Source organism: Streptacidiphilus sp. MAP12-33, from assembly GCF_041261265.1.
In the GTDB taxonomy this organism is placed as follows: domain Bacteria; phylum Actinomycetota; class Actinomycetes; order Streptomycetales; family Streptomycetaceae; genus Streptacidiphilus.
Genome location: NZ_JBGCCA010000004.1, coordinates 112,706 through 131,705, shown reverse-complemented (window position 1 = coordinate 131,705; position 19,000 = coordinate 112,706). Strand labels below are relative to the sequence as shown.

The following is a 19,000-nucleotide window of genomic DNA, read 5'->3' as shown; positions in this document are numbered from 1 at the left end:
GCTCGTGAGACCGGTGAAGATCGCGAACATCGCGCAGATCGCACGGAGTGCACGGGGTGCACGGGGTGGCCGGAGACTGGCGCTGGTCCTGGTGGGGGCGGCGGCCCTGGTCCTCGGCGGGCTCGCGCCGACCGGGGCCGGCGTGGCGGCCGCGCACGACCGGGACGACGCGCGGGCGCTGCTGGTCTGCAACGGCAGTACCACGCCGTGTCCACGCACCGACGGCCGCACGCACGTCTACCGGACCGTCCAGGCCGCCGTGGACGCCGCGCACCGTGGTGACTGGGTCCTGATCTGGCCCGGCGTCTACCACGAGAAGGCCACCGCCGACGCGGGCGTGCTGATCACCACGCCGGGCATCCACCTGCGCGGGCTCGACCGCAACAGGGTCGTCGTCGACGGCAGCGACGGCACCGTCGCGCACCCGTGTCCGTCCGCCCCGGCGTTGCAGGACCGGACCGGGCGCAGCGGCATCGTCGTGTCCAAGGCCGACGACGTCTCCGTCGAGAACCTGACTGTCTGCAACTACCTCTCCGGCGCCAACGGCGACGGGGGTAACGAGATCTGGTGGAACGGTGGCGACGGCAGCGGCTCCATCGGCCTGCATCGCTACCGCGGCGCCTACCTGACCGCGACCTCGGGCTACGGCTCGGCCGACGCGAGCGCCCCCATGGCGCAGTACGGGATCTTCGCCTCCAACGCCACCGGCCCGGCGGTCATCGCCCACACCTACGCCTCGAACATGGGCGACTCCGACTACTACGTCGGTGCCTGCCGCAACATCTGCGGGGTGACCCTGACCGACGCGCACGGCCAGAACTCCGCGCTCGGGTTCTCCGGGACGAACTCCGGCGGCTACACGATCCGCGACTCCGAGTTCGACCACAACCGGACCGGAATCGCGCCCAACTCACTGAACAACGACGACGCGCCCCCGCCCCAGGACGGCAGCTGCGTGCGCGCCCCCCAGGCATCGTGCACGTTCATCGAGCACAACTTCATCCACGACAACAACAACCCGAACGCGCCCGTCTCCGGCTTGGCGCCGGTGATCGGCGTCGGGGTGGAGATCTCCGGCGGCCACAACGACACCGTCCGGGACAACCGGATCGAGCGGCAGGGCAGCTGGGGCGTGGTCCTGCACGACTTCCCCGACAGCGAGACCCCGCCGTCGGCCAGTCACTGCCAGGGCGGGGTGCAGCAGCCCGGGGTCTGTCTCTTCCTCGCCTACGGCAACGTCGTCACCGACAACGCGTTCAGCCACGTCGGCTTCTTCGGCAACCCGACCAACGCCGACGTGGCCAACGAGTCGCAGACGGCCCCGCGCAACTGCTTCGCGGGCAACCGCGTGATCGGCGGCGGCGCGCTGACCAGCGACCCGGCGCTGATCCAGAGCGCGGCGGTGGACGGCACCCCGTGCGGGGCCGGCGCGGGTGCCGGCGACAGCGGGCTGCTCTTCGGCGAGCTGGTCTGCGCGGCCGGCTTCGGTCAGTGCCCGGTCCCCGGGGCGTCGTATCCGCAGCGGACCGGGCTGGACCTGGCGCCGATCCGCCCGCAGTCGACGATGCCGCACCCGTGTGCCGGGCTGCCGGAGAACCCGTTCTGCGGTCGGTGAGCGAACCGGGCCTCCGGCTCAGTGGCCGGCGCCGCTGAGCTGGAGGCCGACGACACCGAGCAGGACGAGGGAGATCGAGACCAGCTTCAGCACGGAGACGGCGTCGCCGAGCCAGATCATGCCGATGATCGCGGTTCCGGCTGCGCCGATTCCCGTCCAGACGGCGTAGGCCGGGCCGACGTCGAGGGTCTTCAGGGAGAGGGTCAGCAGGCCGAAGCTGCCGAGGGCGAAGCAGGCGAACCCGACGGTGGGCCAGACCTTGGAGAAGCCGTCGCTGAGCTTGAGACAGACGGCGAAGCCCGTCTCCAGGATCCCCGCGATGATCACCAGCAGCCAGGCCACAGCGCACTCACCCTCCGGGACGGGGACGATCAGTTCCCACCATGATCGACGCGAGGGGCATGGTCGGCATCTCGAGCGGCAGCCCCAGGGGCGCGGAGCTCTGCCGATGTGCGGCTCCGCTCGTGGGCGCGACAATCCCACAGCCTCCGGCCGGGGGGATCCCCTCCCGCCACCGTGAGATCCCGAGCGGGCAGGGCCATCCGCCTCGGGTGGGTTGCTCGCGCACGCGGGTCATCGAGCAGAGCCCCGCGCCCCTGGAGGCGCTACGCGCCTCAGTCGCCTTCGCGGGCTTCGCGGGTGGAGAGGAGGCGGCGGAGGGAGTAGAGGCGGGCCGGGTCGGCGTGGCCGGCGGCCACCCAGGCGTCGAGGGCGCAGTCCGGTTCGTCGTGGGAGCAGGCGCGCGGGCAGTCGGCCGTGCCGGGTTCGAGGTCGGGGAAGGCGTGGATGACGCGGGACGGCTCGATGTGGGAGAGGCCGAAACTGCGGAAACCCGGAGTGTCGATGACCCAGCCGGACTCCTGACCCTTCGCCGCCGGAAGGCGCAGCGCCAGGGCGGAGGTCGTGGTGTGGCGGCCGCGGCCGGTGACCGCGTTGACGTGGCCGGTCTGCCGTTGGCGGTCGGGGACGAGCGCGTTCACCAGCGTGGTCTTGCCCACGCCGCTGTGGCCGATGAACACCGTGGACAGGCCGCGCAGGAACTCCCTGACGGCCTCCGCGCCCTCGGACGCCAGGGATTCGCGGCTGGTCACGACGGAGCGGACGCCCAGCGGGGCGTAGGTCTCCAGCAGTGGCTCGGCCGTGGCGAGATCGGCCTTGGTCAGCACGAGCAGCGGTTCCATGCCCGCGTCGTAGGCGGCGACCAGGCAGCGGTCGATCAGTCGGGGGCGGGGCTCGGGGTCGGCGAGGGCGCAGACGATCGCGAGCTGGTCGGCGTTGGCGACCACGATGCGCTCGTAGGGGTCGTCGTCGTCCGCCGTCCGGCGCAGCACCGAGTCGCGTTCCTCGACCCGGACGATGCGGGCCAGGGAGCCGGCCTCGCCGGACATGTCGCCGACCAGGGCGACCCGGTCGCCGACGACGACACCCTTGCGGCCGAGCTCGCGGGCCTTCATCGCGGAGATCTCCCGCTCGCGCTTGGTGCCCTCGTCGATCAGGCAGGTGAAGCGGCCCCGGTCGATGGTGAGGACCATGCCCTCGGCGGCGTCCTCGTGGGTCGGGCGGATCCGCGTGCGCGGACGCGAACCGCGACGGGACGGGCGGTTGCGGATGTCGTCCTCGTCGGCGTCCTTGCCGTAGCGGCGCATGGCGGTGCTCCTAGCCCTTTCCACCCGCGGCGGCGGTCGGCGTCGACCCTGGCTCGGAGCCGAGCAACTCGGCCCAGAGTTCGGGGAAGTCGGGCAGCGTCTTGGCGGTGGTCGCGATGTTCTCGACCTCGACACCGGGGACCGCGAGCCCGATGACGGCGGCGGCGGTGGCCAGGCGGTGATCCTCGTAGGTGTGGAACACGCCGCCGTGCAGGGGGCGCGGTGCGATCCGCAGGCCGTCCTTGGTCTCGGTCACCTCGCCGCCGAGGGCGTTGAACTCGCGGGCGAGCGCGGCCAGCCGGTCGGTCTCGTGCATCCGCAGGTGGGCGATGCCACGCAGGGTCGTCGGGGAGTCGGCGAGGACCGCGACGGCGGCGACCACCGGGGTCAGCTCGCCGACGGCGTGCAGGTCCGCGTCGATGCCGTGGATCTTGCCGCTGCCGGTGAAGCGGAGGCCGTCGGCTGTGAACTCGGCCGAGCCGCCCATCTGTGTGAACAGATCGCGCAGCTCGTCGCCCGGCTGGCTGGTGCGCCGGGGCCAGTCCCGGACGGTGACCGTGCCGCCGGTGACCAGGGCGGCGGCCAGGAAGGGGGCGGCGTTGGACAGGTCCGGCTCGACCACGACGTCGCGGCCGAGCAGCGCACCCGGCGTGACCCGCCACACGTCCGGTTCGCCGCCGTCCTCCGGCGCGTCGACCTGGGCGCCGGCGGCGCGCAGCATCTCGACGGTCATCCGGATGTGGGGGAGCGAGGGGACGGGGTCGCCGACGTGGCGGACCTCGACGCCGTGCTGGAAGCGGGCGCCCGAGAGGAGCAGCGCGCTGACGAACTGCGAGGAACTGGAGGCGTCGACGGTGACGGTGCCGCCGACCAGGCCGCCGGTGCCGTGGACGGTCATCGGCAGGGCGCCGCGGCCGCCGTCCTCGATGCGGGCGCCGAGCGCGCGCAGCGCCTCGATGACGCCGCCCAGGGGACGCTCGTGCGAGCGCGGGTCGCCGTCGAAGTGGACCGGGCCGTCGGCCAGGGCGGCGACCGGCGGCAGGAAGCGCATCACGGTCCCGGCGTTGCCGACGTCGATCCGGGCCGGTCCGTGCAGCGGGGCGGGCAGCACCCGCCAGGCCTCGCCGCCGCCGGGGACGCCGCTGCTGGAGTTGAGGGTGTCCTCGACCCCCACACCGAGCGCGCGCAGGCCCTCGGCCATCAGCAGGCTGTCGCGGCTGCGCAGCGGGCGCCGCACATAGCCGGGCTGGGAGGCCAGCGCGGCCAGTACGAGGGCGCGGTTGGTCGCGGATTTGGAACCGGGCACGGTGACCACCGCGTCCACGGGGTCGGTCGCGGTCGGGGCGGGCCAGTGCAGCTCGGTCATGAGCACACAGCTTAGGCCCCGAGATGGTCCGTGTTCGGAACGGCGCCGGGGTGGGGGGCTCAGGAACCTAAGGGAGCAGCCAGCGGGCGCCGAGGGCGAGCGCACCGAGGGAGACGACGAGGAAGAGGACCACCCAGAGGAGGCCCGGCAGCCGGGTGAGGCGAGCCAGCTGGTCCGCGTCGGAGTCGTGGGCCTGGCCGCGGGCACGCTTGCTCTGCAGCTCGACCACCGGCCGGACGCCGCCGAGCAGCAGGAAGAAGACGCTGAGGTAGGCGAAGGCGCCCTGCAGTTCCGCGCCGCCGAACCAGGAGACGGCGAAACAGAGCACACCGGTTGTGAGCACGGTCAACACACCGAACGCGTTCCGGACCTCGATCAGCACGCCGAGCAGCAGCGCGACCACCGCCCACAGCAGGGCCGTGGTGTGACCGGCCGAGAGCAGCCAGGCACCGCCGAGGCCGAGCAGTGACGGGGCGGTGTAGCCGGCGGCGGCTGTGAACACCATGCCGGGGCCGTAGGGCTTGCCGGAGGAGACGGTCAGCCCGCTGGTGTCCGAGTGAAGCCGGATGCCGTGCAGGCGCCGCCGCATGAGCAGGGCGACGAGGGCGTGCCCGCCCTCGTGCGCGATGGTCACCACGTTCCGGCTGAGCTGCCAGACCGCGCGCCAGCCGACGGCGACCAGCGCGACCGCGGCCATGGCCCAGACCAGGGCGGAGCTCGGCGCGGCCTGGGTGCCGGTGACCTGGTCCCAGACCTGGCTGATGCTGTGCGGCTGCATGGTGCGGTGTCCCTGCTTCCCGATGGGTGGGCCGGATGGGGGCGGCGGACGAGGCGTGCAGCCTCGCACACGGGGACGCCGCGGGGCCAGGCTGCGGTTCTGGCGGGCACGGCTCCAGCGGAGCTCAGGCCGAGCCCGGGGGTTACGGCCCCGTTCCGCGTGTCCACCTGGCAAGGTGGAACCCATGTGCGGACGGTATGCGTCGAGTCGGAAGCCCGAGGACCTGGTCGAGCTCTTCGAGGTGAAGAGCTGGAGCGCGCAGGAGACCCTCGACGCGGACTACAACGTGGCGCCGACCAAGGACGTCTACGCGGTGCTGGAGCGTCCCGTCCGCGACCTCGGCCCGGACCCGGTGCGGCAGCTGCGGGTGCTGCGCTGGGGTCTGGTCCCCTCCTGGGCGAAGGAGCCGGGTGTGGGCGTGAAGATGTTCAACGCCCGGGCCGAGACGGTTCACGAGAAGCCGGCCTACCGCCGGGCGTTCACGACGCGTCGCTGCCTGCTGCCCGCCGACGGCTACTTCGAGTGGCACACCCCCGAGAAGGAGCCGGGCCAGAAGAAGGCGCCGAAGAAGCAGCCGTACTTCGTGACGCCGAAGGACGGTGCCGGGATCGCCTTCGCGGGGCTGTACGAGTTCTGGCGGGACCGGACCGTCCCCGAGGACGACCCTGCGGCCTGGCTGACCACCTGCACGGTGATCACCGTCGCCGCGGAGCCGGAGCTGGAGCGGGTGCACCCGCGGATGCCGCTGATCCTGCCGCGGGACCGCTGGGACGACTGGCTGGACCGTTCCCTGACCGAGCCGGACGAGCTGCAGTCGCTGCTGGCGCCGCCGACGCCCGGGCTGATGGAGCTGCGGCCGGTGGGCGCGGCGGTCGGCAACTTCCGCAACAACGGGCCCGAGCTGCTGGACCGGGTCGAGCCGGAGGCCGCGTCCGTGGAGACGCTCTTCTGAGCGTCTCGGCGAGCGTCGCCGCGGGCGCCGCGTGAGGGCCGCGGGCGGGGAATGAACGCGCGGGCCCACTGGTTGAGTCCACTGACAGGATCGAGTCGGATCATCGCCGTCAGTGGAAGGCAGCTCATGGTCGCAGCAGCATGCCCGGCCCGCCCGGAGGAGACCGCGCAGGCGTTGCTCGCCTGGGCGGAGTGGCCTGTCGCGGGCGGAACCGCGCCGAGCCCGATAGTCTCCTTGGCGAGTACGCACGGCATCGCTGAGGAGGTGGGTCCGGTCGCCGAGAAGGACACCGAGGAGACCGAGGCGGAGCGCTCACAGCGCTTCGAGCGGGACGCTCTGGGCTACCTGGACCAGCTCTACTCCGCGGCCCTGCGGATGACGCGCAACCCGGCCGACGCCGAGGATCTGCTCCAGGAGACCTTCGTCAAGGCGTTCGCCTCCTTCCACCAGTTCCGCGAGGGCACCAACCTCAAGGCCTGGCTGTACCGCATCCTGACGAACACGTTCATCAACTCCTACCGGAAGAAGCAGCGCGAGCCGCAGCGCACCGGTGCGGACGAGATCGAGGACTGGCAGCTGGCACGGGCCGAGTCGCACATGTCGACGGGCCTGCGGTCGGCGGAGGCGCAGGCGCTGGACCACCTCCCGGACAGCGACGTGAAGGAAGCCCTTCAGGCGATCCCTGAGGAGTTCCGGATCGCGGTGTATCTCGCGGATGTCGAGGGCTTCGCGTACAAGGAGATTGCCGACATCATGGGGACACCCATCGGTACGGTGATGTCCCGTCTCCACCGCGGACGCCGACAGCTGCGGTCCCTGCTGGAGGACTACGCCCGTGACCGCGGGTTGGTCCCGGCCGGAACTGGCACGGGGGATGACCGGAAAGGCGCGGACTCATGAGCTGCGGCAACCACCACGACACTCCGTGCGAGGACGTGCTCGACCACCTGTACGAGTACCTCGACAACGAGATGGGCGCAGCGGAGTGCGCGAAGCTGCGTGAGCACCTCGACGAGTGCAGCCCGTGCCTGGACAAGTACGGGCTCGAGCAGGCGATCAAGGCGCTGGTGAAGCGCAGTTGCGGTTGTGACACCGCGCCGGCCGACCTGCGCGGCAAGGTGCTCGCCCGCATCGAGCGGATCCGTGCGGGTCTGCCGGTCGAGGGCGACGTGCTGGCGGAGCCGACGCCGGCACCTGCGACGCAGGAGTAGTCCGCTCGATGCGCGCGGAGTAGCCGCACCACCCCTGCGGGGTGCCGTGTGAAGAAATGGTGCTGCTCGCGCCGCTTCAAGGCCGTGGGCCTGGGTAATCAGTCACCCGATCGTGGAGTTTTTCGCCGAACGTCCGCTGTCGTGCGGTCGCTGTGCGATGAACTGAGGCTGGGCCTGGGGACCATGGCGAAAGCGGAGCGGAGTCGGTGGCGGAGGCGGGCGGACAGCTCCTGGCGCGCGGGGGGCGGTTCTACGCGGCGGCGGTGATCGTCGCAGCGGCGGTGTGCGTCGCGGTCTGCGGGGTCGGTGCGGGGCCCTGGAGCCGGGTCGCGGTGCTGGCGGCGCTCCACGTGGCGTGCGAGTGGCTGGTGCGGCGTCAGGCCAGGGTTGACGGAACGGGGTTGGGCGGAGCGACCGGCCGTCCGGACGCGGCGGCCGCGGGTGCGCGGTGGGCGGCTTCCTTCCCGGTGCTGCTCGCGGCGGCGCTGCTGCTGCGGCCGGGAGTCGCAGCGCTGGTCCCGGTGGTGGGCGCGGTGCTCGCGCCCGCGGCGGCGCCACGGGCGCTGCGCCGGGCCTGGAACGCGGCGCAGCTCGCCCTGGCGACGTGTGCGGCGGCCGCCGTCTTCCGGGGGCTCGGCGGGCGAGCGGAGCTGGCGCGGCATCAGTTCCCGGAGGTGCTGGGGCCGACGGTGCTGGCGGCGCTCGCGTTCTGCGTGGTCTCCGGGGTGCTCGCGGCGGGTATCCGGATCACCGCGGAGCGGGCCGATCCGCGCACGGTCTGGGGCGGGGTGCTGCTGCGCTCGTTGGTGCCGTGCCTCGGGTACGGCCTGATCGGGCTGATGATGGCGGTGCTGTGGCAGGGGCGGTACGGCGTCTTCTCGGCCGTGCTGGTGCTGCTGCCGCTCACCGTGTGCTCGTGGGTCTTCGCGCAGTTCCAGCGGGAGGAGGCCGCGCACCAGGCGACGGTCAGCGCGTTGGTGCAGGCGGTGGAGATCAAGGACGAGTACACGCGCGGCCACAGTGAGCGGGTGAGCCGCGCCTCCGTACTGATCGCCAGGGAGCTGAGGCTGCCGGAGGAGCGGGTCGTGTCGCTGCGGATCGCCGGGGTGCTGCACGACATCGGCAAGCTGGGCGTCCCGACGCGGGTGCTGCGCAAGAGCGGCCCGCTGACGGACGACGAGCACGAGGCTGTGCAGCTGCATCCGACGTTCGGGCACGAGATGGTGCGCGGCATCGGGTTCCTCGGGGAGGCGCGGGAGGGCATCCTGCACCACCACGAGCGGATGGACGGACGCGGCTACCCCTCCGGGCTGAGCGGGGACCGGATCCCGGAGTTCGCCCGGGTGATCGCGGTGGCGGACGCGTTCGACTCGATGACCTCCACCCGCTCCTACCGGCGCGGACGGCCGGTGGAGGAGGCGGTGACGGAGCTGGAGCGCTGCGCGGGCACGCAGTTCGACCCGGTGATGGTCACCGCGCTGGTCCGTGCGGTCCGCCGCCACGGGTGGAGTCCGACCGGCCCGCGGCCGGGGGACGAGTCCGTCCCGGATCTGCCACTCGGCATCCGTGAGCCCACCCGCGAGCCCGGCGGCGGACCCGCCCGCGAGCCCGGTCGTGAGCCCAGCCACATCGGCCTGGCCGGATGAGCCCCGGCGAGTCACCCACACCCCGCCGACCCGCCGCCGCGGGGCCCCCGCGCCCACAACGGCCCCACGCGGCCGAACCCCCCGCCGCCGCCCACGGCGCTCCCGCGCCCCCTGCCGTACCCCAGAGCGTTCCCGCGCCTCTTGCCGTACCCCAGAGCGTTCCCGCTCCGGGCGCAGCCCCGGCTGTGCCGGTCGGCCCACGGCCGGGGCAGCCCACGGCCGCCGAGCCGGGCGGCGTCCCCGAACCCCCCGCCACAGCCCCCGGCGCTTCCGCGCCTCCCGCCGTACCCCAGAGCGTTCCCGCTCCGGGCGCAGCCCCGGCTGTGCCGGTCGGCCCACTGCCGGGACAGGCCCCGGCCGCCGCGCCGGGCGGCGTCCCCGCGCCTCCTGCCGCAGCCCACGGCGTCCCCGCGCCTCTTGCCGTACCCCAGAGCGTTCCCGCGCCTCTTGCCGTACCCCAGAGCGTTCCCGCTCCGGGCGCAGCCCCGGCTGTGCCGGGCGGCCCCCTGCCGGGGCAGCCCACGGCCGCCGAGCCGGGCGGCGTCCCCGAATCCCCCGCCACAGCCCCCGGCGTTCCCGCGCCTCCCGCCGTACCCCAGAGCGTTCCCGCTCCGGGCGCAGCCCCGGCTGTGCCGGTCGGCCCACTGCCGGGACAGGCCCCGGCTGCCGCGCCCGGCGGCGCTCCAGTGCGGCCCGCCGCAGCTCAGGGCGCTGCCGGGCCGGGCGCCGCGTCGGTTTTCCCAGCTCCGGCCTCCGCGCCCCCCGCAGGGGCTCTGTCGCATGCCGCCGTCGCGGCGGGCGGTGGGCCGGGGCGGGGGTGGCTGCCGAGGCAGCAGGGCGGGGTGGGGGTTGCGCCGGGTGGGGGACTGCGGGCGCGAGGGCGGCGGAGGAGGGCGGGGATCCATGCCGGGGCCGCGCTGCTCGTGCTCGCCTCACTCGGGTGGGTCAGCGTCTTCGGGTTCGTCGAGCCGTGGATCGCGGTGGCGTTCGGGGTGCTGATCGCGCTCGGGGAGGTGGTGCGTACTCCTCTGCCGGGGGAGCGGGACCAGGCGCCGCTCGGGGCGGCCGGCGCGCTGGGCTACGCGCTGCTGGGCAGCCTCGCCGGGGAGCGGACGCACCACGGCGTCGCGCAGGTCGTCGTGGTGTGGGTCACGGCCGCGTTGGTGGGGGCCGTGCCGGCGCTGGTGCGCGGGCGGCGACCGAACGCCGACTCGGCCGCGCGGCGGGTGCTGGCGGTCGGCTTCGCCGCCCTGCTGTTCCAACCCCTCTACAACCGCGGGACGCTGCTGCGGCACGGCCTGGACCACGGGCCCGGCTACGCCGCCTGCATCGCGGCCTGTGCCGCGCTCTCGGCCGGTGTGGACGTCTGCCTGGCGGCGCTGCTCGCGGACGCCCCGCTGCGGCGGGCGGTGCGGGACGAGGCGACGGCGCTGCTGCGGATCGGATCGGCGGTCGCGGCCACCGGTGTGGTGATCGCCATCGCGGCGGGGGAGATCGGGCTGTGGGCGCTGCCCCTGTTCTCGGTTCCGCTGCTGCTGGCCCAGGCGGGGTTCCGCCGCTACGCGGCGATCCGGGCGACGCAGCGGCAGACCATCGCCAGCCTGGCCCGCGCGACCGAGGTGGCCGGCTACACCCTGCCCGGCCACGCGCACCGGGTCGCCGTGCTCGCGCGCGGCGTGGGGCGTGAACTCGGGCTCAGTGACCACGAGTTGTTGCTGCTGGAGTACGCGGCGCTGATGCATGACATCGGTCAGCTCTCGCTGGTGGACCCGATCCCCGGCGGGGCGACGGCGCTGCTGCACGAGGAGGAGCAGCGCCGGATCGGGAGGCTGGGCAGCGAGGTGATCCGGCGGACCGGGGTGCCGCCGGAGGTGGCCGAGATCGTGGCCCGGGCGGCGGAGCCGTACCGGGGGGCGGACGGCGGCGTGGACGCGGAACTGCCGCTGTCGGCGCGGATCGTCCGGGTGGCCAACGCCTACGACGACCTCGCCTGCGACGACCCGGGCCCGGCGCGGCGTGAGGAGGTGCTGGCCCAGTTGCGGGCGGGGACGGAGCGCGACTACGAGCCGCGCGTGGTGGAAGCGCTGGCCCGTGTCTGTCCACGGATCGCCGGGTAGGCAGCGGGCGAGGGGGTGCACGTGGTTGGATGCAGAGGCAGGGCCTTGCGGGTCCATGTGTCGACCTGTGGATGTGGCAACGCAACGTGTGCACGCCCTTGGCGTAGCGGGTACGCCGGGCGCTGGGACCGACAAGCGGCAGGCTGAGGTGAAGATCTTCAATCGAGCACGGCAGAGGCCGTCCGCCAGCTGGCGGCAGACCACCGACCGCGCCTTCACGCTCATCGGGGACGGTCGCCTCGACGACGCCGGCGCATTGCTGGTCCGTGCGACGGACCTGGAGCCCTGGCTCTCCGACTCGTGGTTCAACCTGGCGTTGCTGCACAAGTTCCGCCGGGACTGGGACCAGGCGCGGGCGGCCGGGCTGCGCGCGGTCGCCCTGCTGGACCGCGGCAGCGGCGCCGGAGCGCCCGACTGGTGGAACCTGGGCATCGCGGCCACGGCGCTCCAGGACTGGGCGCTGGCCCGCCGGGCCTGGCAGGCCTACGGCCTGCGCGTCCCGGCCGGGGACGGCCCGGTCAGCCTGGACTTCGGCACGACGCCGGTCCGGCTCTCCCCGGAGGGGGAGTCCGAGGTGGTGTGGGGCAGACGCCTGGACCCGGCGAGAGTCGAGGTGCTGAGCATCCCGCTGCCGTCCTCCGGGCGGCGCTGGGGCGAGGTGGTCCTGCACGACGGCTCCGCGCACGGCGAGCGGGTCGCGGACGGGGTGCCGTTCCCCGTCTTCGACGAGATCGAGCTGTGGGCGCCGTCCCCCGTTCCGACCCATGTGGTGCTGCTGCAGGCGGCCACGGAGGGTGACCGGGACGAGCTGGAGCGGCTGGTCTCCGAGGCCGGGTACGCGGCGGAGGACTGGACCTCGTCGGTGCGGCTGCTCTGCCGGGCCTGTAGCGAGAGCCGGATGACGGCGGACGACGGGCACAGCGGCGCGCACGACCCGCACGACGACGGGCCGCTCGGACGGCTGAGCCACCACGCGCAGGGGGAACTGTGGGTTCCCGAGCGTGAGTGCGGTCTCGCCGCGCCGGCGGGGCTGGTGGGGGAGCTGCTGGACCGCTGGGTGATGGCGGCGCCGGGGCGCCGGGCCTACCGGGACCTGGAAGAAGTCTGCTGAGCTGCCACGTACCCTGTGAGCGAAGAGCAGAGCATCGTTGAAGGCGAGAGCATGTCGGAAGAGCAGTTGGAAGAGCCGCAGCAGGTGATCGGGGAGGAGCCGGACACCTCGCGTGGCACCGCGCGGCCCATCACGGTGGTCGGCAACCCGGTCCTGCACCACGCGTGTGCCATGGTGACCGAGTTCGGGCCGGAGCTGCACGCGCTGATCGACGACATGTTCGTCAGCATGTACGCCGCCGAGGGTGTGGGTCTGGCCGCGAACCAGATCGGGGTCGCGCAGCGGGTCTTCGTCTACGACTGCCCGGACGACGACAACGTGCGTCACATCGGCGTCGTCGTGAACCCGGTCCTGGACGACCTGGAGCCGTCACGGCGGGTGCTGGACGACGGCAACGAGGGCTGTCTGTCGGTGCCGGGCGCGTACGCCGAGCTGGCGCGGCCCGACCTCGCGATCGTGCGTGGTCAGGACAGGGACGGCAAGGACGTCGTGGTGGAGGGCACCGGTTTCTTCGCGCGCTGCCTGCAGCACGAGACGGACCACCTGAACGGCTACCTCTACATCGACCGCCTCTCCAAGCGCGACCGCAAGGACGCGCTGCGGCAGATGGAGGAGAAGCAGCCGCGGTACGAGGTCGTTCCGAACGAGTAGGACCAGGGCCGCACACGGCGAAGGGCGTTCACCCACCTGGGTGAACGCCCTTCGCCGTGTGCGGCCCTGCGTTGCGTTGCCTGCGTTCCGTTCCTAGAAGTCGTCGTCGAAGGAGACCGAGCCCTCGACGGCGATCTGGTACGCGGAGACGCGGCGTTCGAAGAAGTTCGTCAGCTCCTGGACGTTCTGCAGCTCCATGAAGCCGAACGGGTTCTCCGAGCCGTAGCGGATCGGCAGGCCGAGGCGGGCCAGGCGCTGGTCGGCCACGCACTCCAGGTACTGCCGCATGGACTCGGTGTTCATGCCGGGCAGACCCTCGCCGCACAGGTCCTGGGCGAACTGGAGCTCGGCCTCGACGGCCTCCTCCAGCATGGCGGTGACCCGCTTGCCGAGCTCCTCGTCGAACAGGTCGGGCTCCTCGGCCCGGACGGTGTCGACGACACGGAAGGCGAAGTCCATGTGCATGGACTCGTCGCGGAAGACCCAGTTGGTGCCGGTCGCCAGGCCGTGCAGCAGGCCGCGGCTGCGGAACCAGTACACGTACGCGAAGGCGCCGTAGAAGAACAGGCCCTCGATGCACGCCGCGAAGCAGATCAGGTTGAGCAGGAAGCGGCGGCGGTCCTCCTTGGACTCCAGCGCGTCGATCTTCTCCACGCTGTCCATCCAGCGGAAGCAGAACTGGGCCTTCTCGCGGATGGAGGGGATGCTCTCCACCGCGTCGAACGCGGCCGCGCGGTCCTCCGGGTCGGGGAGGTAGGTGTCCAGCAGGGTCAGGTAGAACTGGACGTGCACGGCCTCCTCGAACAGCTGGCGCGACAGGTACAGGCGCGCCTCCGGGGAGTTGATGTGCTTGTAGAGCGTCAGCACCAGGTTGTTGGAGACGATCGAGTCGCCGGTCGCGAAGAACGCGACCAGACGGCCGATCATGTGGCGCTCGCCCTCGCTGAGCTTGGCCAGGTCCGCGACGTCGGAGTGGAGGTCGACCTCCTCCACGGTCCAGGTGTTCTTGATGGCGTTGCGGTAGTGCTCGTAGAAGTCCGGGTAGCGCATCGGGCGGAGCGTCAGCTCGAAGCCCGGGTCCAGGATGTTCTTCTTGTTCTTGTTCTCGGCAGGGGTGCTCATTACTGGCAGGCCTCGCAGGACTCGGGGTTCTCCAGGGAGCAGGCGACGGCTTCCGCCTCCGCCACGACCTGGGTGGTGGCCGCGCGGGCGATCCGGGTCGCCGGGCGCGAGCGCAGGTAGTACGTGGTCTTCAGGCCGACCTTCCAGGCGTACGCGTACATCGAGCTGAGCTTGCCGATGGTGGGCGCGGCCATGAACAGGTTCAGCGACTGGCTCTGGTCCAGGTACGGCATGCGGGCCGCGGCCAGGTCGATCAGCGCGCGCTGCGGGAGCTCCCAGGCGGTGCGGTAGAGGCGCTTGTACTCCTCCGGCAGGTCGGTGATCTCCTGGGCGGAGCCGTTGCCCTCGCGCAGCTCCTCGCGGGTGATCGCGTTCCACAGGCCCAGGCGCTTGAGGTCCGCCACCAGGTACGGGTTGACCTGAAGGAACTCGCCCGACAGCGTCTCGCGCTTGAAGAGGTTGGAGACCTGCGGCTCGATGCACTCGTACACGCCTGCGATCGACGCGATGGTCGCGGTCGGGGCGACGGCGAGCAGCAGCGCGTTGCGCAGGCCGGTGGTGGCGACACGGGCACGCAGCGCGTCCCAGCGGGCCGGCCACTGGGTGGTCACCGGGAAGTGGTCGATGTGGAGCTCGCCGCGGGCGGCGCGCGTCTCGTCGTAGGCCTCGTGGCGGCCGAGGCGCTCGGCCAGGTCGCAGCTGGTCTCGTAGGCGGCCAGCATGATCCGCTCGGAGATCTTCGTCGAGAGCGCCTTGGCCTCGGCGGAGTCGAACTCCAGCCGCAGCTTGAAGAAGACGTCCTGGAGACCCATCATGCCCAGGCCCACCGGGCGCCAGCGGGAGTTGGACGTCCCGGCCTCGGGGGTCGGGTAGAAGTTGATGTCGATGACCCGGTCGAGGAAGGTCACCGCGGTGCGGACGGTCGCGTCGAGGCGCTCCCAGTCGATCTCGCCGTGTCCGTCCACGAACGCGCCGAGGTTGACCGAGCCGAGGTTGCAGACGGCGGTCTCGGAGTCGTCGGTGACCTCGAGGATCTCGGTGCACAGGTTGGAGGAGTGGACCGTGCGGCCGGGCAGCGCGGTCTGGTTGGCGGCGCGGTTGGAGGCGTCCTTGAAGGTCATCCAGCCGTTGCCGGTCTGCGCGAGGGTGCGCATCATCCGGGCGTAGAGGGTGCGGGCCGCGATGGTGCGGACGGCCTTGCCGGCCTGCTCGGCCTTGACGTAGGCGGCGTCGAACTCGGCGCCCCACAGGTCGACCAGCTCGGGCACGTCGCCGGGGGAGAAGAGCGACCACTCGGTGTCGGCGTCGACGCGGCGCATGAACTCGTCCGGGATCCAGTGCGCCAGGTTGAGGTTGTGGGTGCGGCGCGCCTCCTCACCGGTGTTGTCGCGCAGCTCGAGGAACTCCTCGATGTCCGCGTGCCAGGTCTCCAGGTAGACGCAGGCCGCGCCCTTGCGGCGACCGCCCTGGTTGACGGCGGCGACGGAGGCGTCGAGCGTGCGCAGGAACGGGACGATGCCGTTCGACTGGCCGTTGGTGCCGCGGATCAGCGACCCGCGGGAGCGGACGCGGGAGTAGGACAGGCCGATGCCGCCGGCGTGCTTGGACAGGCGGGCGATCTGCGCGTAGCGGCTGTAGATCGAGTCCAGCTCGTCGAGCGGGGAGTCCAGCAGGTAGCAGGAGGACATCTGCGGGTGCCGGGTGCCGGAGTTGAACAGCGTCGGCGAGCTGGGCAGGTAGTCCAGGCGGCTCATCAGCCGGTACAGCTCGGCGACCTCCGCGACGGACGCGGCGTCGCCGCCGACCTCCAGGCCGCAGGCCACGCGCAGCATGAACTGCTGCGGGGTCTCCACGACCTGGCGGGTGATCGGGTGGCGCAGCAGGTAGCGGGAGTAGACCGTGCGCAGGCCGAAGTACTCGAAGCGGTCGTCGCCCTGCGGGTCGACGACGGCGTCGAGGGCGTCGGCGTGGGCGGCGACGAAGTCGGCGGTGGCGTCGCCGATCAGGCCCTCGCGGTGGCCGACGGCCACGGACGCGGCGAAGCAGGTGGCACCCTGCCCGGCGGCCTCCTCGCGGATCTCCTCGGCCAGCAGGCGCGCGGCGAGGCGCGAGTACTGCGGGTCCTCGGCGATGAGTGAGGCGGAGGCCTCCATGGCCAGGCCCCGCAGCTCGGCGTAGTCGGCCCTGGCGCTGCGGCCGCGCAGTGCGGCGGCGGCGACGCGGCCGGGGTCGACGGCGGGCAGGTCGACGGAGCGCTCGGTCAGGGTGACCAGCAGGGCGGTGCCGGGGGCGTCCCCGCCCGCGTCGGATCCGGGGGCGGATTCCCGTGCGGGCTGGGGCAGGGTGGGGACGGCGGTGTCCGTCATGTACGCGCTCGCTCCTCGTTGGCGGCCGGTGGCTGAGGGTGGTGCTCGGGTGCTCAGTCGGACCACGTGAGAAGGCAGGCGGAAGCAGGGCAGCATGAAGCCAACCCGTCGGCCCACCCACGAGGCCCGGCGTTGCGGCGCCCACGGCCGGGCAGGCCGGGGCGCGCTGACGGCAGGTCGTCGGACTCGCGGGCAGGCCCGATCCAGGCCGGATCGGCGCTCGCTCACCGTTGCGGGGCAGCCCCGGAATTCCACCGGGTTCCCCTGCGTCGACAGCGAGCATGAGCATACATCTAGGGGCGAGCGCGGCGCGCACCACCACATGTTGTGTCGTGCCGGGTGTGTCGCGTAGTCGTTCGACTACGCGGGCCCACCTGGGAGCGTCACGCAGGCGAGCCGTCCAGCTCCAGTGCGTAGGTGAAGAGATGGACCCCGGGGACGGGCGACCAGTCGCGATCGGGGGTGCGGACGAAGCCGAGGCGCTCGTAGATCCGGTGCGCGTAGGTCATCTGCCGCTGCGAGGACATGACGATGCGCGGCAGCTCCAGCTCCCGTGCGCGGGCGATGACGGCGTGGACCATCAGTTCGCCGATGCCGCGTCCGCGGGCCGTCGGCTCCGGGGAGACGGCCAGCATCCGGAACTCGCCCTCGCGGCCGTGTGCGAGGTCCGCGTACGGGGAGCCGGGCGGGGCGAAGGTGACCGAGCCGAGCACTGCTCCGTTCTCCTCGTCCACGGCGACCATCAGCTCCGCCTTCTCGGCCCGGTCCCGGGGGTCGCGCAGCAGCTTGGCGTAGTCGCCGTCGCGCTCGGTGTGGCCGTCGGTGATGAAGGCCTCGGCGACGAGGTGACCTGCGGCGTCGTATTCGGCGGGCTGGGCGGTGCGGACGATGATGCTCATCCCTGAAGTCTGCCTGACGCCTCCGGGGGGCTCGGGTGGGGGTCGCCGGAAGGCGCGACGGAGGGTGACGTGCCATGGTCGTTGAGTGATGAACGGGATGAGCCGGCGACGCGTCGGCGCTGTGGTGGCCGGAGCGATAGCCGCGGGAGCGTTGGCTGTGCTGCCCGTGTCGGCGGCACAGGCGGCACAGGCGGCACCGGCTCCCGCGTGCGCCGGGGCGGCCCGGTCGAACCCGGTGGCGGTGACCCTCGGCGGCGTCCGCTCCGCGTACCCGGTGGGCGGACCGTGGACGAGCATGCGGCTGACGCTGCGCAACCGCACCCGCGCCGTCTGCGGCCGGCTCGATCCGGTGCTGGTCTACGGCGCGCGCAACCGGACCCTGCGCCGCGACGCGGTCCGCCTGGAGACACTGACCGGCAACCGCTGGCGCGCCGTGCCGCTGCGGACGGCGCTGGGCGAGCTCACCGGCGCGGTCGGCCCGGCCCAGGGACTGCGGCTGCGCCCGGGCGCGTCGGTGACCCTCACGGTGCGCATGCGGTTCACCCGGAGCGCGCCGCGCGGGCAGTGGCTTTCCCTGGCCGTCGCATACGCCCCGATGGAGGCGAAGGGCACCAGCGTCGACTGGCCGGTCGGGGTGACGAACCCGGCGTACTTCCGGGTGGTCCCGGCGCGGCGCACGCATCGGGCCGCCTAGGTTCCGCCGAGGCCGCGCCGACCGCGCGGAGCGTCCCGCCGCTCAGCCCTCGGTCAGGTGCGGGCGGATGTTCCAGCAGTCCAGTGTGAGGGCTCCCTTCGCGTCGCGGAGCCAGCGGGTGACCGAGGTGTTGGCGACCGCGCCGTCACGGGCCAGGGTGGTGAGATCGGTCTCCTGGAGGTCGTCGATGACGTGCCGCAGCAGCATCACCACCGCGTCGTGGGCGACCACCAGGACGCGGCGGTCGGGTTCCGCCTCGTAGAGGTCGCGCAGCGCGCTGCGGACGCGCAGGGCGACGTCGGAGTGCGACTCGCCGCCCGGGGGGCGCCAGCGCAGTTCGCCGAGCAGACGGCGGCGGGCCGCCTCCTCGGGGTGGCGCAGCTCGATCGCCGCGGAGGTGAGCATCTCCAGCAGGCCCAGTTCGCGGTCGCGCAGACGTTCGTCGGTGCAGAGCTCGGGCAGCGGGAGCCCGGCCCGGTCCAGCTCCTCGACGACGAGTGCCGCGGTCTGCTGGGTGCGCAGGTAGGGAGAGACCCAGAGGCTGTGCGGCAGCCCGTCGTCGCCGCGGCCGGCGAGCCAGCGGCCGAGCGCCCGCGCCTCCTCGCGGCCGAGCTCGGTCAGCGGGAGGTCGGCGTCGCGGCAGCTGATGCCCACGTCCAGCGCGCCCACCGCCTCCGCGGCATGGAAGGCGGCGTTCGCGGTGCTCTGGCCGTGGCGGACGGCGGTCAGTGACAGGGGGCCGGGCAGCGCGGGGAACAGCCGCCTCGGCGCCGTGCGCAGGGCTCCCGGGCTTCGGTCCGTCGGTGCTTGGTCGGTCAGTGACACG

General features: G+C 72.9%; 17 protein-coding genes and 1 riboswitch. Of the genes, 9 read left to right on the top strand and 8 right to left on the bottom strand.

Annotation, left to right across the window (positions count from 1 at the left end; genetic code table 11):
* Nucleotides 1-4 precede the first annotated feature (4 nt).
* Nucleotides 5-1,615 (top strand): hypothetical protein, encoded by a 1,611-nt coding sequence (locus tag ABH931_RS06505; RefSeq protein ID WP_370110771.1) that lies wholly within the window; start codon nt 5-7, stop codon nt 1,613-1,615.
* Nucleotides 1,616-1,633: 18 nt separating this feature from the next.
* Here the strand turns inward: ABH931_RS06505 and ABH931_RS06500 are convergent, their stop codons facing one another.
* The 4 genes from ABH931_RS06500 to ABH931_RS06485 all read right to left on the bottom strand — a co-directional run bounded on the left by ABH931_RS06500 (nt 1,634) and on the right by ABH931_RS06485 (nt 5,405).
* On the bottom strand, nt 1,634-1,957 hold the full coding sequence (locus ABH931_RS06500; RefSeq protein ID WP_370110768.1) for a multidrug efflux SMR transporter: 324 nt from the start codon (nt 1,955-1,957) through the stop codon (nt 1,634-1,636).
* Between the two features lie 272 nt (nt 1,958-2,229).
* Nucleotides 2,230-3,261, bottom strand: a complete 1,032-nt coding sequence (gene rsgA / locus ABH931_RS06495; RefSeq protein WP_370110766.1) for a ribosome small subunit-dependent GTPase A — start codon at nt 3,259-3,261, stop codon at nt 2,230-2,232.
* A 10-nt stretch (nt 3,262-3,271) separates the two neighbouring features.
* Nucleotides 3,272-4,627 carry a 3-phosphoshikimate 1-carboxyvinyltransferase gene (gene aroA, locus ABH931_RS06490; protein ID WP_370110764.1) on the bottom strand — a complete coding sequence of 452 codons (1,356 nt, stop codon included), beginning with the start codon at nt 4,625-4,627 and terminating at the stop codon, nt 3,272-3,274.
* 67 nt (nt 4,628-4,694) lie between these two features.
* Entirely contained in the window at nt 4,695-5,405 is a 711-nt protein-coding gene (locus tag ABH931_RS06485; protein WP_370110762.1) for a M50 family metallopeptidase, read from the bottom strand.
* Between the two features lie 184 nt (nt 5,406-5,589).
* Here ABH931_RS06485 and ABH931_RS06480 point away from each other — a divergent pair, with 184 nt between their 5' ends.
* The 7 genes from ABH931_RS06480 to def all read left to right on the top strand — a co-directional run bounded on the left by ABH931_RS06480 (nt 5,590) and on the right by def (nt 13,093).
* Nucleotides 5,590-6,357 (top strand): SOS response-associated peptidase, encoded by a 768-nt coding sequence (locus ABH931_RS06480; protein ID WP_370110760.1) that lies wholly within the window; start codon nt 5,590-5,592, stop codon nt 6,355-6,357.
* Nucleotides 6,358-6,483: 126 nt separating this feature from the next.
* Nucleotides 6,484-7,257, top strand: a complete 774-nt coding sequence (locus ABH931_RS06475; protein WP_370110759.1) for a sigma-70 family RNA polymerase sigma factor — start codon at nt 6,484-6,486, stop codon at nt 7,255-7,257.
* Nucleotides 7,254-7,568 carry a mycothiol system anti-sigma-R factor gene (gene rsrA / locus ABH931_RS06470; protein WP_370110757.1) on the top strand — a complete coding sequence of 105 codons (315 nt, stop codon included), beginning with the start codon at nt 7,254-7,256 and terminating at the stop codon, nt 7,566-7,568. Before ABH931_RS06475 ends, rsrA begins: the two co-directional genes overlap by 4 nt.
* Nucleotides 7,569-8,407: 839 nt before the next feature.
* The gene (locus ABH931_RS06465; protein ID WP_370110968.1) at nt 8,408-9,214 is read left to right on the top strand and encodes an HD-GYP domain-containing protein; all 807 of its coding nucleotides are present in this window, start codon (nt 8,408-8,410) and stop codon (nt 9,212-9,214) included.
* Between the two features lie 923 nt (nt 9,215-10,137).
* On the top strand, nt 10,138-11,331 hold the full coding sequence (locus tag ABH931_RS06460) for an HD-GYP domain-containing protein (protein WP_370110756.1): 1,194 nt from the start codon (nt 10,138-10,140) through the stop codon (nt 11,329-11,331).
* A 148-nt stretch (nt 11,332-11,479) separates the two neighbouring features.
* Entirely contained in the window at nt 11,480-12,442 is a 963-nt protein-coding gene (locus ABH931_RS06455; RefSeq protein ID WP_370110754.1) for a tetratricopeptide repeat protein, read from the top strand.
* A 51-nt stretch (nt 12,443-12,493) separates the two neighbouring features.
* Nucleotides 12,494-13,093 (top strand): peptide deformylase, encoded by a 600-nt coding sequence (gene def, locus ABH931_RS06450; protein ID WP_370110752.1) that lies wholly within the window; start codon nt 12,494-12,496, stop codon nt 13,091-13,093.
* A 93-nt stretch (nt 13,094-13,186) separates the two neighbouring features.
* Here the strand turns inward: def and ABH931_RS06445 are convergent, their stop codons facing one another.
* The 3 genes from ABH931_RS06445 to ABH931_RS06435 form a co-directional block, all read right to left on the bottom strand.
* The gene (locus tag ABH931_RS06445) at nt 13,187-14,215 is read right to left on the bottom strand and encodes a ribonucleotide-diphosphate reductase subunit beta (protein WP_370110750.1); all 1,029 of its coding nucleotides are present in this window, start codon (nt 14,213-14,215) and stop codon (nt 13,187-13,189) included.
* Nucleotides 14,215-16,581 carry a ribonucleoside-diphosphate reductase subunit alpha gene (locus ABH931_RS06440; protein ID WP_370110749.1) on the bottom strand — a complete coding sequence of 789 codons (2,367 nt, stop codon included), beginning with the start codon at nt 16,579-16,581 and terminating at the stop codon, nt 14,215-14,217. The genes ABH931_RS06445 and ABH931_RS06440 overlap by 1 nt, the downstream gene beginning before the upstream one ends.
* A gap of 153 nt (nt 16,582-16,734) precedes the next feature.
* Nucleotides 16,735-16,916, bottom strand: a riboswitch (cobalamin riboswitch).
* A 48-nt stretch (nt 16,917-16,964) separates the two neighbouring features.
* Nucleotides 16,965-17,480 (bottom strand): GNAT family N-acetyltransferase, encoded by a 516-nt coding sequence (locus ABH931_RS06435; protein ID WP_370110747.1) that lies wholly within the window; start codon nt 17,478-17,480, stop codon nt 16,965-16,967.
* 97 nt (nt 17,481-17,577) lie between these two features.
* On the opposite strand from ABH931_RS06435, the gene ABH931_RS06430 reads away from it, so the two are divergent.
* Entirely contained in the window at nt 17,578-18,174 is a 597-nt protein-coding gene (locus ABH931_RS06430; RefSeq protein WP_370110745.1) for a hypothetical protein, read from the top strand.
* Between the two features lie 42 nt (nt 18,175-18,216).
* On the opposite strand, the gene ABH931_RS06425 is transcribed toward ABH931_RS06430, so the two are convergent.
* Nucleotides 18,217-18,999, bottom strand: coding sequence for a histidine phosphatase family protein (locus ABH931_RS06425; RefSeq protein WP_370110743.1), 783 nt, complete (start codon nt 18,997-18,999; stop codon nt 18,217-18,219).
* Nucleotide 19,000: the final 1 nt, after the last annotated feature.

Coding starts and splice junctions, on each gene's coding strand:
- ABH931_RS06440 (WP_370110749.1), bottom strand. CDS start 16,581: ATGACGGACACCGCCGTCCCCACCCTGCCCCAGCCCGCACGGGAATCC.
- def (WP_370110752.1), top strand. CDS start 12,494: ATGTCGGAAGAGCAGTTGGAAGAGCCGCAGCAGGTGATCGGGGAGGAG.
- rsgA (WP_370110766.1), bottom strand. CDS start 3,261: ATGCGCCGCTACGGCAAGGACGCCGACGAGGACGACATCCGCAACCGC.
- aroA (WP_370110764.1), bottom strand. CDS start 4,627: ATGACCGAGCTGCACTGGCCCGCCCCGACCGCGACCGACCCCGTGGAC.
- ABH931_RS06480 (WP_370110760.1), top strand. CDS start 5,590: ATGTGCGGACGGTATGCGTCGAGTCGGAAGCCCGAGGACCTGGTCGAG.
- ABH931_RS06435 (WP_370110747.1), bottom strand. CDS start 17,480: ATGAGCATCATCGTCCGCACCGCCCAGCCCGCCGAATACGACGCCGCA.
- ABH931_RS06430 (WP_370110745.1), top strand. CDS start 17,578: ATGAGCCGGCGACGCGTCGGCGCTGTGGTGGCCGGAGCGATAGCCGCG.
- ABH931_RS06465 (WP_370110968.1), top strand. CDS start 8,408: ATGATGGCGGTGCTGTGGCAGGGGCGGTACGGCGTCTTCTCGGCCGTG.
- ABH931_RS06485 (WP_370110762.1), bottom strand. CDS start 5,405: ATGCAGCCGCACAGCATCAGCCAGGTCTGGGACCAGGTCACCGGCACC.
- ABH931_RS06475 (WP_370110759.1), top strand. CDS start 6,484: ATGGTCGCAGCAGCATGCCCGGCCCGCCCGGAGGAGACCGCGCAGGCG.
- rsrA (WP_370110757.1), top strand. CDS start 7,254: ATGAGCTGCGGCAACCACCACGACACTCCGTGCGAGGACGTGCTCGAC.
- ABH931_RS06445 (WP_370110750.1), bottom strand. CDS start 14,215: ATGAGCACCCCTGCCGAGAACAAGAACAAGAAGAACATCCTGGACCCG.